The organism is Nocardiopsis sp. LDBS0036, from assembly GCF_041228755.1.
Taxonomy (GTDB): Bacteria; Actinomycetota; Actinomycetes; order Streptosporangiales; family Streptosporangiaceae; genus Nocardiopsis; species Nocardiopsis dassonvillei.
On record NZ_CP141103.1, the window covers coordinates 1,513,906 to 1,529,534 of the forward strand.

A 15,629-nucleotide genomic window follows, 5' to 3' on the forward strand; every position below is an offset into this window, starting at 1 on the left:
TCAGACCGCCCGGCCCGACGCCGCGCCGATCTCCTCCGGCCGTGCTCCCTCCTCGGGCCGGTGCGGGTCGGCGGCGGTGGCCGCCGCCAGGTCGGGCACGGCGGGGCGGCGGGAGCCGTCGCCCCGGGCCGCGCCGGCTCCCGCGACCACCACCAGCACCATGCCGACGACCTGGACCAGGGCGGGCGCCTGGCCGATGACCACCAGGCCCATCACCAGGGCGACCGCCGGTTCCAGACTGGAGAAGGTGCTGTAGGCGGTGCGGCTCATCCGCTGGAGGGCCACCATCTCCAGCAGGAACGGCACCATGGGGAACAGCAGCGCGATGAGCAGGGTGAACAGCACCAGGTCCGGGTCGGGGGCGGCGACCAGGCCGGGGGCGCCCAGCGGCGCGCTGACCACCGCGCCCACGGTCATGGTCAGGGCCAGGCCGTGCACGGCGCCGAACCCGGCGCCCACCCGCTGGGTCAGCACGATGTAGCCCACCACGCAGACCGCGCCGGCCAGGGCGAAGCCGACCCCGACCAGGTCGAGTTCGCCCTGCCAGGGGCGGGTCAGGCAGAGCACGCCCGCGACCGCGGCGAGGATCCACACGAGTTCGCGGCGGCGGCGCATGGCGGCCACGGCCACCACGAGGGTGCCGAGGAACTCGATGGAGGTGGCGGTGCCGAGTTCGATCCGCGCCGTGGCCTCGGAGTAGAACAGCATCATCCCCGCGCTCGCTGTGCCCAGGATCACCACGGCGCCCAGTTCGCGCCGCGACGCCGCGCGCACCGCCCGCCACAGGGAGCGGCCGCCCAGGGCCAGCAGCAGGAGCGCGGCCCAGCTCAGCCGGAGCCAGGTGACGGTGGCGGGGCTGGCCTGGGCGAAGGCCGTGACGGCCAGCGCGCTGCCGGTGTGCAGGGTGAACATGCCGATGAGCAGCATGAGGGGCGCCGGGACCCCGAAGCGGGCACGGCGGAGCGAGGGAGCGAGAGAGCGGATCACCCGACCATTGCACCGACGTGGTCCGTTTCTGTCCACGGACCATTGGTTGATGGATCGTGTAGTTCCGGTGGACGGTCGGGTAGCTTCTGTGGATGGACTTCACCCGGTTGCGCCTGCTGGTCGAACTGGAGCGGCTGGGCACGATGGCCGCCGTGTCCGAGGTCACGGGCATGAGCACGTCGGCGGTCTCCAAGCACTTCGCCGTCCTGGAGCGGGAGGCGGGCGTGCCGCTGATCGCGCCCGACGGGCGGCGGGTGCGCCTGACCCCGGCCGGGCGGCGGCTGGCCGAGCACGCGGTGGGCATCCTGGCGCGGGTGGAGGCGGCGCGGGCGGAGTTCGACGGCGAGGGCGAGCCGGTCGGCCGCGTCGACCTGGTGATGTACACCACGGCGGCGCCCCTGGTGCTGCCCGCGCTGCGCCGTCTGCGGCGCGACCACCCCGGGATCGACGTCCACCTGACCGAGCACGAGTCCGAGCACGCGCTGGAGCTGCTCCAGGACGGGCGGGCGGACCTGGGGGTGGTGTACCAGTACAGCCTGCTTCCCCGGGATTTTCCGGGGACGCTGACGGTGCACCCGATCGGGAGTGAGGACCTGCTGCTCGCCCAGCCCTCGGAGGGCGCCGACAGCCGCACCCTGACCCGGCGGCGGCTGCGGGAGCTGGCGGAGGCGGCGTGGATCGTCAGCCCCTACCGGCGCGACGAGGAGGCGCTGGTGCAGCGCATGTGCGCCGAGGCCGGGTTCACGCCGCGCGTCGTCCACCGCATCGACAACCTGGAACTGTTCGAGCAGCTGGCGGCGGAGGGTCTGGGGGTGGGCGTGGTGCCGCGGTTGTCGGCGGTGACCCGGCGCGGGGTGGCACACGCGCCCCTGGGCGAACTCGGCGGGGTCCGCCGCGTCCACCTGGCGGGCCGCACCGGCGGATGGGCGTGGAAGCCCATCCGCCTGGTGGCGGAGTACCTGCGCGAGTCGGCCGCGGGCGTGCTGGCCGGGTAGGGCGGGGCCCGGCGAGCCGGGACGGAGCGCGGCGTCCGGACGGGACGGGTGGCCGGGCGGGGCGGAGCCTCAGCCCGCGATGGCGAAGGGCCCCACCGACGGCACGGGGACCTTGCTGGCGGCCTCGCGCATGGCGGTGAGCAGGGGTTCGGGCGAGGCGCCCGCGCGGGAGAGGGCGACGATGTGCCGGCGCGCGCTCTCGCGCACGCCCCGCACCACGATCCGCGGCGTGCTCAGGCCGGTCCAGGCCAGGCGCGGCATCAGGGCGATGCCCAGCCCCGCCTGCACCAGGGAGAACACGGCGCTGAAGTCGTCCACGGTGTGCACCACACGGGGCTGGAAGCCCACCTGGTGGGCGGCGCCGGAGACGCACTCGTGCCAGGCGGTGCCGGGCGCGGACAGGATCCAGTCCTCGTCGGCGAGGTCCTCGGCCAGGTGGAGGCTGGTGCGCGCGGCCAGCGGGTGCTGGTAGGGCAGGATCGCGTCGAACAGCTCGACCATGACCGGATCGACGCGAAAGTCCGGGTCGCCGCTGGCGGGCAGGTGGCCGGTGGACATGGTCAGGGCCATGTCCAGGCGGCCCGAGCGCACCATCTCGGCGCTGTGCTCGGGCTCGGCCTGGACGACCTGGAAGGACCAGTCCGGGTGGCTCGTGCGCAGGCGCGCCAGGGCCGGGGCGATGAGGTCGCTGATCCCGGTGGAGAAGGCGCCGATCCGGACGACGCCGCGGTCGCCCTCGGCGTATTCGGCCAGGTCGGCGCTGGCGCGCTCCATCTCCGCGAAGATGACGTGCGCGCGCTTGAGTAGGACCCGGGCCGCGCCGGTGAGCAGGAAACGGCGGCCGTTGCGTTCGACGAGGGGGACCCCGGCCTCCTTGGCCAGGGCGGCGAGCTGCTGGGAGACCGCCGACGGGGTGACGTTGAGCGCCTCCGCGGTCGCCGCCACCGTGTGGTGGTGGTCGAGTGCCTGGAGGAGCTGTAGCCGCCGAACGTCGATCATGGCCTCCAACTTATGGCAGCACGTACAGATTTCAGGGTGGTTTCGTACGCGTTGCGCAGGTTAGGGGCGTGATTCCATGCACATCGTCACCGGACTCCACGCTCAAAGAAAAAACAGATCTTCTTCTCTTTCAGCAATCTCTGACGCCTCTTTCTCCGTGTCGGGCACGTTACGGTCGATACGGACACGTACAGTCGGTGCCACAGCTCAACCACGGGTGAGACCCGGGGGATCAGCACCCAATGCTGGTGGAACGGGTGAGAAAAAGATGCAAAATTCGCTGATGACCAAACCTCGACAGTCCGACGTCGGTGTGCTCAGCTTCCGCTACCTGGGAGCCCACGAGGTGGAGGAACTCGCGGACCTGTGGGGCGCCCTCCACCAGCAGCACACCCTGACGGCCCCGCACCTGGCGGACATCATCGGCCCTGTGAGCCTGGACGAGTCCTGGAGGCGCCGCCGCGCCCAGTACACGGCCTGGCTCTCCGACCCCGAGACCCTGGCGATCCTCGCCGAGAGCAACGGCGACCTGGCCGGGTACGCGATGGTCACCATCCGCGAGAACGCCCAGGGCAGCTGGGACCGCGGCGCGCGGGGCGCGGTGGTGCAGACCTTCGCCATCGACCCCGAGTACACCGGAAGCGGTGTGGCCTCCAAGCTGCTGGAGGAGGTGCGCCGCCAGCTCGCGGGCATGGGCGTGCGCGACATCGAGTTCTCCGCGCTGGCCACGGCCTCCGAGGACATCCGCTTCCTGGAGGAGGAGGGCTTCCGCCCCTTCGTGACCACGATGGTCTGCCGCGTGGACGCCTTCGGCGCCCACGACTAGCGTCCGCGGGAGCCCAAGCCCCCTTTCCGGCCTCCGGGACCGGGAAGGGGGCTTTCGTGTCAGCCCGCGCCCGCGGGCCGCGGTCGGCGGTCCGCCCGAGGGGCCGGCGCGGAACCGCCGGCGGCCGTCCACCCCCGGTGGAGCGCGGGTGCGCGGGTGCCCGGTCGCCGTGCCCGACACACCTCCGCGCCGCGCGGGGGCGAACCGCTACGCTCACCCCGTGGCCTCCGACTCCAACACCTGCAACTTCCCCGGCTGCGACCGGCCCGTGCCCCGTGCCTCCTCGCCCGGCCGTCCGCCGCAGTACTGCGACCTCCCCGAGCACACCCGCTGGCGCGCCTGGAAGGAACGCCAGCGCCAGACCCAGGAGGCCGAACGCCAGGAGGAGTTGGCCCGCGCCGCGCAGGAGCCCTCCGCCGCCGACTCCGCCGCGCCCTCCCCCCACACCGCCGGCTCCTCCCCCGCTTTCAGCACCGAACCGGTCACCTCCGCCCGCCTGCGCGCCGACGACCTGCTCACCCGTTTCGCCGTCCAGAGCGAGCAGCTCACCGCCACCCTCCAGGCGGCCACCGAGGCCTTCTCCACCATGACCGACCCGGCCGCGGCCGAGGCCCAGGTGGAGGCCGCCCGCCTGGCCGGAGCCCGGCACGCCGCCGAGGCCGACGCCGCCCGCCTGGAGGCGGAGAACCGCCGCCGCGAGGCCGAGAGCGCCCGGCGCGTGGCCGAGGACGCCGCCGCCTCCGCCGTCTCCGCCACCCAGGAGGCCGAGCGCATCGCCGAGGAGGCCCTGGCCGCCCGGGACGCCGCCGAGGCCGAGCGCGACCGGCAGCGCGCCCTCGCCGACGGGGCCCGGACCGAACGCGACGCCGCCGTCGCCGAGGCCAACGCCGGGCTGGCCGCCGCCGAACGCCGTATCGCCGAACAGGCCGCCCGCGCCCGCGAGGAGCTGGAGCACGAGCGGGCCGAGGCCGCCCGGCGGCTCCAGCACGCCCGCGCCGAGGCCGAGGGGCTGCGCGCCGAGACCGCCGAGCACGCCCGTCGGCGCGACGAGGCCGTCCTGGCGGCCGAGAGCGCCCGGGCCCGCGCCGAGACCGCCGAGGAGCGCGCGGGCGAGGCCGCCCGGACCCTGGCCGCCGAACGGGAGCGCTTCGACGCCGAACTGGAGCGGACCCGCGAGCGCCTGGAGTCGGACCGCGCGGCGGCCGCCGACGAGCGCGAACGCCTCACCGCCGAGCTGGAACGGCTCCGCGCCGACCGCGAGCGCCTGGCGGCCGACCTGGACACCCAGCGCCGCAACGCCGAGATCACCCTGGCCGAGTCGCGGGAGGCCGCCGCCGCGCGGCTGGCCCTGGCCGAGGAGGCGCGCGATCGGGCCGTGGCCCGCGCCGAGCTGGCCGAACAGCGCGCGGAGAGGGCCGGGGCGCCCCCGGCCGGGCAGGACGCGGAGCGCACCACCACGTAACAGCCCGCTCCGAACGGCCCGGCCCCTGTCCACGGCCCGCCCCTACGGATGTTCAGTAAGTCACCTAAGTGCCGGTTCGTCCCGGTCTAGGATGGGAATCGTGCGAGATCTGGGAACCACTGGAGACACCGGACCGATGAACGTGGGTGGTTCCCCCGGCGAAGGACACGGAGCCGAACGCGTCGAGGTGGCCGAACGACCCCACCCCAGGGTCGACCTGCGGGCGCTGTTCGGACTCCAGCCCGGCGCCTGGGCGTGGACCACCGCGGTCAAGGCCGCCGTGTCCATGTCGCTGTCCTTCGCCCTGGCCACGTGGCTGTTCGGCTCGGAGGTCGGCACCCTGGCCGCCCTGGGCTCCATGACCGTCCTGTACGAGAAGAAGACGCCCTACGCCTACCGTTCGGCGGCCCTGGCCCTGGTCGGCCTGGGCTTCGTCGCCAGCGTCACCCTCGGCTCGCTGGCCTCGGCCCTGGCCTCCTGGGCGCCCGTGTTCTCCATCGGCCTGACCGCCGGGATCGCCACCTGGCTGTGCGCCGCCTGGCGGGTGGACAGACCGGGCCCCCTGTTCTTCGTCCTGGTCGGCGCGATCTCCACCATCGCCCCCGGCAGTCTGGCCGACGTCCCCCTGCACGCCCTGGTGGCCGCCCTCGGCGCGGCCATCGGCTGGTCGGTGTCGATGTCGGGCGCGCCCGTGCGCGCCCGCCACCCCGAGTACCGCGCCGTGGCCGGGGCCTACCGCCAGCTCGCCTCCCTGCTGCGCGCCGTGGGCACGCCCGACCTGGACCACGCCCAGCACGAGGCCTCGGTGGCGGTGGCCGAGGCCTGGCGGATCGTCCTGCTGGCCCAGACCCGCGGCTACCGCACCAGCCCCGAGGCCGCCCGGCTGCGCTCCCTGCTGCGGTGGGTCTCCGACGTGCACCTGGCCACCACCCAGGTGTGCATGGCGCGCCCCACGACCCTGCCCGAGAAGGCCGCCGACTTCGCCGAGCGCATGGCCCCGGCCGTGGCCGACCCCTCCCTGGGCCCCGACCCCGACGAGCTCGACGAACTGCGCCGGGGCCTGCGCCCCCGCTCCCTGGAGGCCCGGCTCTACGGCCAGCTGGCCCGGGCCGCGCAGGCCGCGCGCCGCTTCTCCCACGATGACGACGAGCACGCCGCGACCCTGCACGACGAGCGCTATCCGGCGCTGTGGGACGCGCTGCGCTCCAGCCTGGGCTCGGACTCGCTGGTGCGCCCCACCGCGCTGCGCATGTGGATCACGGTGACCGCGGCGGGCGCGTTCAGCCTCCTGCTGGGCCTGGACCACTACTACTGGGTGGGCCTGACCGCGACCGCCGTCCTCCAGGCGGGCAGCGTGGTCCTGACCATGAACCGGGCCCTCCAGCGGTCCCTGGGCACCCTCGTGGGCGTGTTCATCGGCGCCGCGCTGATCGCGACGCACCCGCCGCTGGCCGTGGTCATCGTGCTCGCCGGACTGTTCCAGGGGCTCACCCAGCTGGTGGTGGGCCGCAACTTCTTCTACGCCTCGGTCCTGGTGACGCCGATGGCGCTGCTGCTGGCCGGAACCGCCGCGCCCGACCCCATCACCGACCTGGCCGGGTCGCGCATCATCGACACCGTCGTGGGCTCGGTGTTCGGCCTGCTGGGCTCGCTGCTGCTGTGGCGCAGGGCGTCGGCGACCCGCCTGCCCCAGGCCATCACGAGCGTGCTGGAGACCTCGCGCGAGTGCATCATGGCGGTCCTGGACCAGGACGTGGAGATCGGCCCCGAACGGCGCTACCGGCTGCGCAGGGACATGCGCGCGGCCCTGGTCAACCTGCGCGGGGTCTACGACAGCGCGATCGGGGACGCGCCGCGCGCGGCGTCCACGCTGCCGCTGTGGCCGGTGGTGGTGGCCACCCAGCGCACCGGCTACCTGGCCCTGTCCGCGCTGGCCCGGGACCGGCCCGAGTCGGCGGGCGTCATCACCCTGCAGCGGGTGGACCTGGCCTTCGGCGAACTCATCTCCTCGATGAGGGAGCGCCGTACGCCCCGCATGGGCGCGATCCCCCGGCTGCCCGCCTACCCCAGGATCAACATGGAGCTGCGGGCGCTGTCCAACGCGATGACCAGCGCGGTCGCCCAGGACGAGCGCGCGGCGCGCCAGGAGGCCGAGCGGCGGGCCCAGCGCGAGCACCGCCGGGCCCAGAAGGATCTGGACGCCGACCTGTGAGCCCGCCCCGCGCCCGCCCCCGGCCTCCGGGGGCGCGGCCGGTCAGTCCACGAGGGCGAAGGCGCGCACGGGGAAGGCGGCCATCCCGCGGATCTTGGCGGGCACCGCGAAGAAGGTGAAGCCCTCCTCGGGGAGCTGGTCGAGCAGGCACAGGTGGGAGACGACGGGGACGCCGGCGGCGAGCAGGACGGCCAGCGCCGGGCGGGCGCCCTCGGCGGCGGGAGAGGGGTCGTCCACGCCGACCGCGTCGATGCCCACCAGGGTGGCGCCGCCGTCCACGAGCGCCTTGGCCGCCGCCTCGGTCAGGTAGGGGTGTTCGGGGTGGCCGTAGGACTCGGTGCGCCAGTGCCGGTCCCAGCCGGTACGCACCAGCACGGCGCGTCCGCGCACGTCCAGGCCGGAGAAGGCCTCCGGGCCGACCCGGGCGGAGCCGACGGAGACGACCACGCCGGGCAGATCGGCCACGCGGGCCAGGTCCAGGTCGGCCAGGTCCGCGCCGTCCCGGTAGCGGTGGGCGGGCGTCTCCACGTAGGTGCCGGTGGCGCCGACCATCGTGACGCGGCCGCTGCTGGTGGCGTGGCCGGGGACGGAGCCCGCGACGGCGGTGCTCTCCTCGACGACGGGTTCCGGCAGGCCCGGAGAGGTGGTCATCCCGTCGGTGATCTGGTGGCTGACGTCGACCAGTTTCGGCATGGCTGTTCTTCCTCGCTCGCGCGTCCGGGGAAAGGACCCCTGACCTGCACCAGAGGTCTAGACCATAGCCTAGCGCGTGTGACCGGCGCCACGGCACCCGCGCCCGGCCCCGATCACACCCTCCGTCCACGTCCTCCGCTCCGCGGCCCCGATAAGCTCGGGAGACACGGACACGGGAGCCCTCCGCACGTCCGTCACCCCCGCGCGGACCACCCCACCCCACCCCGAGAAGAGGCGACCGAGTGACCCTGTACGGAGCGGCCAAGACCGTCATCGCGCCCGCCACCCGTGTCGTGTGGCCCCAGCGCGTGGAGGGCGCGCACCACGTCCCCCGTCGCGGTCCGGTGATCCTGGCCGTCAACCACCTGGCGCTGATCGACCCGCTCTTCATCGGCGTGGCCTGCCCCCGGCCGGTGCGCTTCATCGCCAAGCAGGAGCTCTTCGACGAGGGGACCCTGCCCCGGCGGCTGTTCACCCGCGCGCTGCGGGCCATCGGCCAGCTCTCGGTGGACCGGCGCCCGGGCCAGAGCGCCCAGGAGGCCATGGACAACAGCCTCGGGGTACTGGAGCGCGGCGAGGTCTTCGGGATCTTCCCCGAGGGGACGCGCTCCCCCGACGGCCGCCTCTACCGCGGACAGACGGGGCTGGCCTGGCTGGCGCTGACCACGGGCGCCCCGGTGGTGCCGGTGGCCCTGGCGGGCACCGAGCGGATCCTGCCCCCCGGCCGCAGGGTGCCCTCCCTGAACCGGGTGGGTGTGCGCTTCGGCGAACCGGTGGACCTGTCGCCCTGGGAGGGCCAGGCGGACAGGGCGCGCCCGCGCCGCGAGGCCACCGACGCCATCATGGCCGCCATCGCCAAGCTGTCCGGGCAGGAGCAGGTGCCCCGGTTCGCCGCCTCGGTCAAGGCCGAACTGGAGCGGGGACGCCCCTCGGGCGCGTAGGGTCGGTTTCCGGGGGAGTCGGACTCCCCCTCCCCCCGGTGCGGCCCCCGGCACGCGGGACCGCTCCGGCGGGCGGTGACTTTCTTCACAGCCCGTTCGGAACTGGAGAACCGGTGACGGGGCGTTGACCTCTTGTTGAGGGACCTCTCAGGGCGCCGGCGGCAGCCTCCCGACCTGGTCCTACCGGGTTCCGCCCGGGCCGACGGCCCGCGGGACCCCCGGGGCCCGCCACGCGGGCCCGGGACGGGGAGCGGAATTCTCTACCTTTATAGTAGGTTTTCCCGGTGCCGGCACCGGATAGATTAGGCAAGCCTTACCTTTTGATGGCGTCCGACTCTGGCGCGAAGACTTGGAGCTGTGCGATGACGCGACCACTGCGAGTGGGAATCGTGGGTGCGGGCCCCGCGGGGATTTACGCCGCGGACCTGCTCACCAAGGACGAGACCCTGTCCGCGTGCGGCACGTCCGTCAGCATCGACATCCTCGACAAGCTGCCCTCCCCCTACGGCCTGGTCCGCTACGGCGTCGCCCCGGACCACCCCCGCATCAAGCAGATCCAGGGGGCGCTGCACAAGATCCTGGACAAGCCGGAGATCACCTTCTACGGCAACGTCGAGTACGGCGTGGACCTCAAGTTGGAGGACCTGCGCCACCACTACGACGCGGTCGTCTTCGCCACGGGCAGCGACCGCGACCGGCCGCTGGACATCCCGGGCATCGACCTGCCCGGCAGCCACGGCGCCGCCGACTTCGTCTTCTGGTACGACTCCCACCCCGACGTGTCGCCGTCCTGGCACGTGGAGGGCACCAGCGTCGCCGTGATCGGCGCGGGCAACGTCGCCGTCGACGTCGCCCGCATCCTCGCCAAGAGCGCCGAGGACCTGCTGGAGACCGACATCACCGACAACGTGTACGAGGGGCTGCGCGCCAAGCAGATCACCGACGTGCACGTCTTCGCCCGCCGCGGCATCGCCCAGTGCAAGGCCACCCCCATGGAGCTGCGCGAGCTGGACAAGCAGCCCGGCGTCGAGGTCATCGTCTACCCCGAGGACTTCGACATGGACGAGGGGAGCCTCCAGGCCTGCGAGGACTCCAACCAGGTCAAGACCAACGTCAAGGTCCTGCAGAACTGGGCGATCCGCGACCCGCGCGGCGCCGAGCGCCGCCTGCACCTGCACTTCCTGCACAGCCCGGTGGCCGTGCTCGGCGAGGACCGCGTCACGGGTTTCCGGACCGAGCGCATGGAGCTGACCGGCGACGGCGGCGTCCGGGGAACCGGCGAGTACGTCGACCACGAGGTCCAGGCCGTCTACCGCGCCATCGGCTACCTGGGCTCGCCCCTGGCCGACCTGCCCTTCGACGAGGAGCGCGGCGTCGTCCCCAACGCCGAGGGCCGGGTCCTGGACCTGGACGAGAAGCCGATGGACGGCGTCTACGCCACCGGCTGGATCAAGCGCGGTCCCGTGGGCCTCATCGGCCACACCAAGGGCGACGCCCTGGAGACGGTCACCAACCTGGTGGCCGACCGCGAGGCCCTCACCCCCGCCTCCGAGCCCGACCCGGTCGCCTTCCGCGCCCTGCTGGAGGCCCGCGGCGTCCACTACACCACGTGGGAGGGCTGGCAGCGGATCGAGGCCCGCGAGGAGGAGCTGGGCGCCGAGCGCGGTCGCAAGCGTCTCAAGCTCCTCTCCCGTGACGAGCAGACCAGCATCGCGCGCCAGGGGTGACCTCCGGCTCGCGGGCTTCCCGGCCGGTCCCGCGCCCCTCTGCGGGACCGGCCACCGCATTCCCTCCCCCGGTCCGCGAGTACCGTGAGATTGCGCATGCGCCGCTTCTCGCGGTGGCGGAACAACGGCCCGGCCCGATGGGTTAGAGTCACTGTTGGTCGGTGTGGTAGCAAGTGTCCCCCGGGCCTCAACAATTGCCTTCGCGGAATACCGCGTCCGGCCCCGCCTCCGGGTGGGTGACCGTACGGCCAGGAGCCCCGTTGTGCCCCGCGCCGAGAGGCGACCGCCATGCCGACCCTCACTCTCGTGCCCCGCTCCCACCGAGGTGGGAGCGGGGCATCGTGGTCTCTCCAGCCAACCCAGTGAAGGACGGTCAGGCGTGGACGAACGGTCCCCCCGGCAGCCGGATTCCTCCGGGCCGCCCGAAGCATCGCACGAGCCCTCGGCGCACCCCCCGCGCCCCGCCAACCCCTACCGCATCCCCCAGCGCACCCAGGGGCCTCCGCCCGAGGAACCCGCGGCCCCGTCCGCGCCGGTTCCTCCCCCGCAGCCCGACCTCCCGCAGCGGTCCGCCGGGTCCTGGGACTCCCCCGCCTCGTGGGACGAGCCCCCACACGGAGGAACCACCGACGACGGATGGGGCGCCCCGTCCGCGCACGCCTGGGAGCCCTCCCGGCACGAGGGCTCCGGCGCCCACGGCAACGCGGGGCGCCCGCAGGGGCCCTCCTCGTGGGACGAGCCCCCGCGCGGCCCCGACCGGGGCGGCGCCCAGGACTGGAACACCCCCTACCCCTCCGCGCAGGGCCCCTCCGGCGACTGGGACGGCTCCCGGCCCCGAGGCGACGAGGAGCACGACGCCTGGCAGGACGGGGCGCACGACTCCTGGCAGGAGGCCCCGGCCTCCCGGCACGGCGCGCGCGAGCCCGCAGCCGGACACGGTCACCCGCACGGTCGCACCGACACCTGGGACGACGACCCCTACCCGGGTCAGCCCGTCCACCACGGCGACACCCCCTACCCGGGCGACGCGCCCCCTCCTGCGCCGGACCACGGCGGCCGCGGGGAGACCGGCCCCCAGCACGGCCATGGTTCCCCGGACGGCTTCGAGTACCTCTACAGCGGCGGCGGCCCGGGCTCGGGCGGGCCGGACGACCCCGACCGCCACGGGGACGACGGCTACGACCCCGGTCCCCCGCCGCGCAAGTCGCGGCGCGGACTGCTCATCGGCGTGCTCTCCGCCGTCGTGGTGCTGCTGCTCGTCGGCGGCGGCGCGTCCTGGTACGTCCTGACGATGCCCGAACCCGAGGAGGCCGCCGCCGAGTACGAGGCCGCCTGGGAGGCGCAGGACTACGAGCGCCTGGCCGCGGTCACCCGGGGCGGCGACGCCGCCGCGGTGCTCGGCGGCATCGACTCCGGGCTGGGCGTGGACTCCATCGCGGTGGAGGTCGGCACGGTGACCGCCGACGGCGGCACCGGCAGCGCGCCCTACGAGGTCACCGTGTCGCTGACCAACGCCGACGACTGGGGCTGGGAGGGCGAGCTGCCGCTGGTCCGCGAGGACGGCGAGTGGTGGGTGGAGTTCTCCCCCGAGGTCGCCTACCCCGGCCTGGGCGAGGGCCAGGTCCTGGCCCGCACCGCCGTGTGGGGCGAGCGCGGCAGCGTCCTGGCCGCCGACGGCACCGCCCTGGACGGCACCGTCTCCGGTTCGCTGCAGATGATCGCGGGCTCCCTGGGCGAGGCCACCGCGGAGGACGTCGAGCGGCTGGGCCCGGCCTACAGCGTCGGCGACACCGTGGGCGTCAGCGGCCTCCAGCGCACCTACGAGGAGCGGCTGGCCGGTGAGGCCGCCACGACCATCCTCATGGTCGACGCGACCGCCGCCGAGGACCCCGACTCCCTGGAGGCCACCGAGGAGAACACGGTGGCCACCCTGGACGGCGCCGACGGCGAGGACGTGGTCACCAGCATCGACATGGCCGTGCAGAACGCGGCCTCCAACGCCGTCATCGACTCCGCCGACCCGGCGGGTCTGGTGGCGGTGCGCCCCTCCACCGGCGAGATCCTGGCCGCGGCGAACGTGCCCGGCGGTTTCAACCGGGCCTTCGAGGGCCAGTACCCGCCCGGGTCGTCGTTCAAGATCATCACCTACAGCTCGCTGCTGGACAACGGGATGGGCATGGACGCCGCGATGAACTGCCCCAAGGAGTACGACCTGGGCGGGTGGCCGTTCGTCAACGCGGGCGACGCCGAGTACGGCGCCCAGACGGTGACCGAGGCGTTCGCGACCTCCTGCAACACCGCGCTGGTGGAGCAGGTCGGCGACCGGCTCAGCTCGGACACGCTCCAGGCCAGCGCCGAGCAGTTCGGCATGAACGCGCCGCTGGACATCGGCGTGCCCACGCTCGAACCGTCCTTCCCGCCGGTGGACAGCGCCACCATGCTGGGCGCCCAGAGCATCGGCCAGGGCCAGATCCTCACCTCGCCGCTGCACATGTCCACGGTGCCCGCCGCGGTCGCCGACGGTTCCTGGCGCCACCCGGTCCTGGTGACCGAGCCCGCCCCGGAGGGCCTGCCCGAGCCCCGCGCGATCGCCCAGGCCGAGGCGCTGCGGACGATGATGCGCGCGGTCGTCACCGAGGGCACCGCCGAGGACGTGCCCTTCCAGGGCGAGGTGTACGCCAAGTCGGGTACGGCCGAGTTCGGCACCGCCGAGGACGCCGACGAGGACGGGGAGCTGCCCAGCCACGCCTGGATGGTCGGCTTCAAGGGCGACGTGGCCTTCGCCGTGGTGGTCGAGGGCGGTGGCGGCGGCTCGTCCGTGGCCGGTCCCCTGGCCGCCAGCTTCACCAACGGCCTCTGAGGCCGGATCCGCCGCGCGACGGCGCGCACCGGCACCGCCGGTGCGCGCCGTCGGCGTGAAGGGCGCACGTGCGCCACGCGGTGCTCCCCCGGGGAAGTACGGGGTCGCGGCCCGCGGGCGGGTACGGCCCGCGCTGACCCGGCCGGAAGCGGTCCCCGCCGCGCGCGCCCGCGACGGCGTGGCCTGTGTCGGCTCCGGTTCCCGGCGTCTACGATGCCCCTGGTTCCGCAGCGTGCCGCGGCCCCGTCCCGCTCTCTTCCGGGGCCGGTCGGCCCCCTGTCCCCGGCCGCGGGCATGGGCCCGCCTCAAGCAGGAAAAATCCTACCCAAAACAACCAACTATTACTTTAAGTTATTTAGTGACTACTAAGAGTTAGTGAGCGGGGACCCGGGGCAGATCTACGGATGGCGCCAGGAGAACGGTTCTCCCGAGGGTCGAGCTGGGGGGATCGGTGCCACCGGACCGACAGATCGTCGGTCCGCCTCGAAAGGACACAGGATGAACCGCAAGACTCTCACTCGGATCGCCTTCGCCTCCGTCGCCGTTCCGGCCCTGGCCTTCGGCGCCCCGGCCACCGCTATGGCGGACAGCTTCTTCTCGGGTGAGTCCAGCGCCGCCGGCATCGATGGCGCCGCGAGCCACAGCGTGACCGCTGTCGCCTTCGACGGCAACGGCCACGGCCACGGCCACGGCCACAAGGGCGGCAAGGGCGACAAGGGCCACGACCACTGGGACAACGGCGGCTCCTTCTACAAGAAGAGCGCCACCTGGGCGGGCCACGACGGCGCCGCCTCCCACAGCATCGTGAGCGGTGCGAACTAGGCATCCCGTTTCCGTCGGGCGCGGCGGCCGTGTCGGCCGCCGCGCCCGGCGGGCGTGACCCGACCCAACCCGAGGAGGGGAAGGACGATGGTCCGACTACGACGAGTGCTGTCCCTGACCGGTGTGGCCTTCGGCCTGGCGCTGGGTGCGCCCTCGGTCGCGATGGCCGACGCGGTCTTCGAGAAGGACTTCGGCAGCGCCAGCGCCGAGGGCGCCACCATGACCGTGGTCCACAGCCGCGTCGGCGACGACGGCAAGGTCTACTACGAGTACGTGACCTACACCGCCTCCATGCACGGAGCCACGGTGGACAGGACCACCAGCAAGGCGAACTGAGTTCCCGCGAGGTTGCGGGCGGACGGCCTTCACGGCTGTCCGCCCCTGGTGTGCGCGGGCACGGCGCGGTACACGCTCCCCCGCGCACGGGAGGTGGAAAGACATGCGAAACCTGCTTCGAGGCCGTGCCCTCGCGGGGATGGCCGCGGCGGCCGTGTGCTGCGCGGGTGTGACCGGCGCGGCCGACCCCGGCGACGTGTTCGCCGGCGGCGGGACCCCGTCCGCGGTCCAGGGGGCGGGATCCGGCGGCGGCTGGCCCCCGCCCTGGTCCCAGGAGGAACCGGCCGACCCCTGGACCGAGGCCGAGGCCGAGGTCGTGCGGCTGGTCAACGACAAGAGGCCCGGGTACGGGTGCGGGAAGCTGAGCGCCCACGAACTGCTCACCCGGGCCGCGCGGGAGCACAGCCAGGACCAGGCGGGCGACAGCGGGTTCCCCGGCGGCGGCTTCTTCGGCGGCAGCTCGTCGGCCAGGGACCGGGCCCGCGGCCTGGGCTACGCGCACCCTTCGGGCGAGATCGTGGCCAACGGCTTCGAGACGGCCGAGGAGGCGGTGGAGGCCTGGACGCGCCACGGCCACAACCAGGTCCTCGCCGACTGCGAGGCCGAGCACATCGGCGTGGGCGTGGTGAAGGGCGACGGCGGCCCCTACTGGACCGTCGTCCTCGGCCGCGGAGCCTGAGCCGCACGCGCGCGGTCCAGGGCACGTGACGGGCGGTGTGCGGCGGGTGCACACCGCCCGTCACGTGTCCCGGGAGAGGCCGCGCGGCCG

13 protein-coding genes are annotated in these 15,629 nt (G+C 74.0%); 10 read left to right on the plus strand and 3 right to left on the minus strand.

What is annotated here, in order from left to right:
• Positions 1-987, minus strand: a complete 987-nt coding sequence (locus tag UIS43_RS06330; RefSeq protein ID WP_041552740.1) for a DMT family transporter — start codon at positions 985-987, stop codon at positions 1-3.
• A gap of 92 nt (positions 988-1,079) precedes the next feature.
• On the opposite strand from UIS43_RS06330, the gene UIS43_RS06335 reads away from it, so the two are divergent.
• The gene (locus UIS43_RS06335; RefSeq protein ID WP_013153570.1) at positions 1,080-1,982 is read left to right on the plus strand and encodes a LysR family transcriptional regulator; all 903 of its coding nucleotides are present in this window, start codon (positions 1,080-1,082) and stop codon (positions 1,980-1,982) included.
• 69 nt (positions 1,983-2,051) lie between these two features.
• On the opposite strand, the gene UIS43_RS06340 is transcribed toward UIS43_RS06335, so the two are convergent.
• On the minus strand, positions 2,052-2,981 hold the full coding sequence (locus UIS43_RS06340) for a LysR family transcriptional regulator (protein WP_013153571.1): 930 nt from the start codon (positions 2,979-2,981) through the stop codon (positions 2,052-2,054).
• Positions 2,982-3,264: 283 nt separating this feature from the next.
• Between UIS43_RS06340 and UIS43_RS06345 the strand changes: the two genes are divergently transcribed.
• From UIS43_RS06345 to UIS43_RS06355, 3 genes are all read left to right on the plus strand, one after another.
• On the plus strand, positions 3,265-3,807 hold the full coding sequence (locus UIS43_RS06345; protein WP_019611128.1) for a GNAT family N-acetyltransferase: 543 nt from the start codon (positions 3,265-3,267) through the stop codon (positions 3,805-3,807).
• Positions 3,808-4,027: 220 nt separating this feature from the next.
• On the plus strand, positions 4,028-5,269 hold the full coding sequence (locus tag UIS43_RS06350; RefSeq protein ID WP_083555337.1) for a hypothetical protein: 1,242 nt from the start codon (positions 4,028-4,030) through the stop codon (positions 5,267-5,269).
• Between the two features lie 136 nt (positions 5,270-5,405).
• Positions 5,406-7,481, plus strand: coding sequence for an FUSC family protein (locus tag UIS43_RS06355; protein WP_370013233.1), 2,076 nt, complete (start codon positions 5,406-5,408; stop codon positions 7,479-7,481).
• 42 nt (positions 7,482-7,523) lie between these two features.
• Here the strand turns inward: UIS43_RS06355 and UIS43_RS06360 are convergent, their stop codons facing one another.
• Positions 7,524-8,174 carry a cyclase family protein gene (locus tag UIS43_RS06360; protein ID WP_071622256.1) on the minus strand — a complete coding sequence of 217 codons (651 nt, stop codon included), beginning with the start codon at positions 8,172-8,174 and terminating at the stop codon, positions 7,524-7,526.
• Between the two features lie 242 nt (positions 8,175-8,416).
• On the opposite strand from UIS43_RS06360, the gene UIS43_RS06365 reads away from it, so the two are divergent.
• From UIS43_RS06365 to UIS43_RS06390, 6 genes are all read left to right on the plus strand, one after another.
• Positions 8,417-9,115, plus strand: a complete 699-nt coding sequence (locus UIS43_RS06365; protein ID WP_013153576.1) for a 1-acyl-sn-glycerol-3-phosphate acyltransferase — start codon at positions 8,417-8,419, stop codon at positions 9,113-9,115.
• A 380-nt stretch (positions 9,116-9,495) separates the two neighbouring features.
• Complete coding sequence (locus UIS43_RS06370) at positions 9,496-10,842, plus strand: FAD-dependent oxidoreductase (protein WP_041552742.1); 1,347 nt, start codon at positions 9,496-9,498, stop codon at positions 10,840-10,842.
• Between the two features lie 379 nt (positions 10,843-11,221).
• A complete protein-coding gene (locus UIS43_RS06375) occupies positions 11,222-13,702 on the plus strand; it encodes a penicillin-binding transpeptidase domain-containing protein (RefSeq protein WP_370012745.1) in 2,481 nt (826 codons plus the stop codon).
• 498 nt (positions 13,703-14,200) lie between these two features.
• Complete coding sequence (locus tag UIS43_RS06380; RefSeq protein ID WP_071622258.1) at positions 14,201-14,524, plus strand: hypothetical protein; 324 nt, start codon at positions 14,201-14,203, stop codon at positions 14,522-14,524.
• A gap of 87 nt (positions 14,525-14,611) precedes the next feature.
• Positions 14,612-14,860 (plus strand): hypothetical protein, encoded by a 249-nt coding sequence (locus UIS43_RS06385; protein ID WP_013153580.1) that lies wholly within the window; start codon positions 14,612-14,614, stop codon positions 14,858-14,860.
• Between the two features lie 103 nt (positions 14,861-14,963).
• Positions 14,964-15,539, plus strand: a complete 576-nt coding sequence (locus UIS43_RS06390) for a CAP domain-containing protein (protein ID WP_232238468.1) — start codon at positions 14,964-14,966, stop codon at positions 15,537-15,539.
• Positions 15,540-15,629 lie beyond the last annotated feature (90 nt).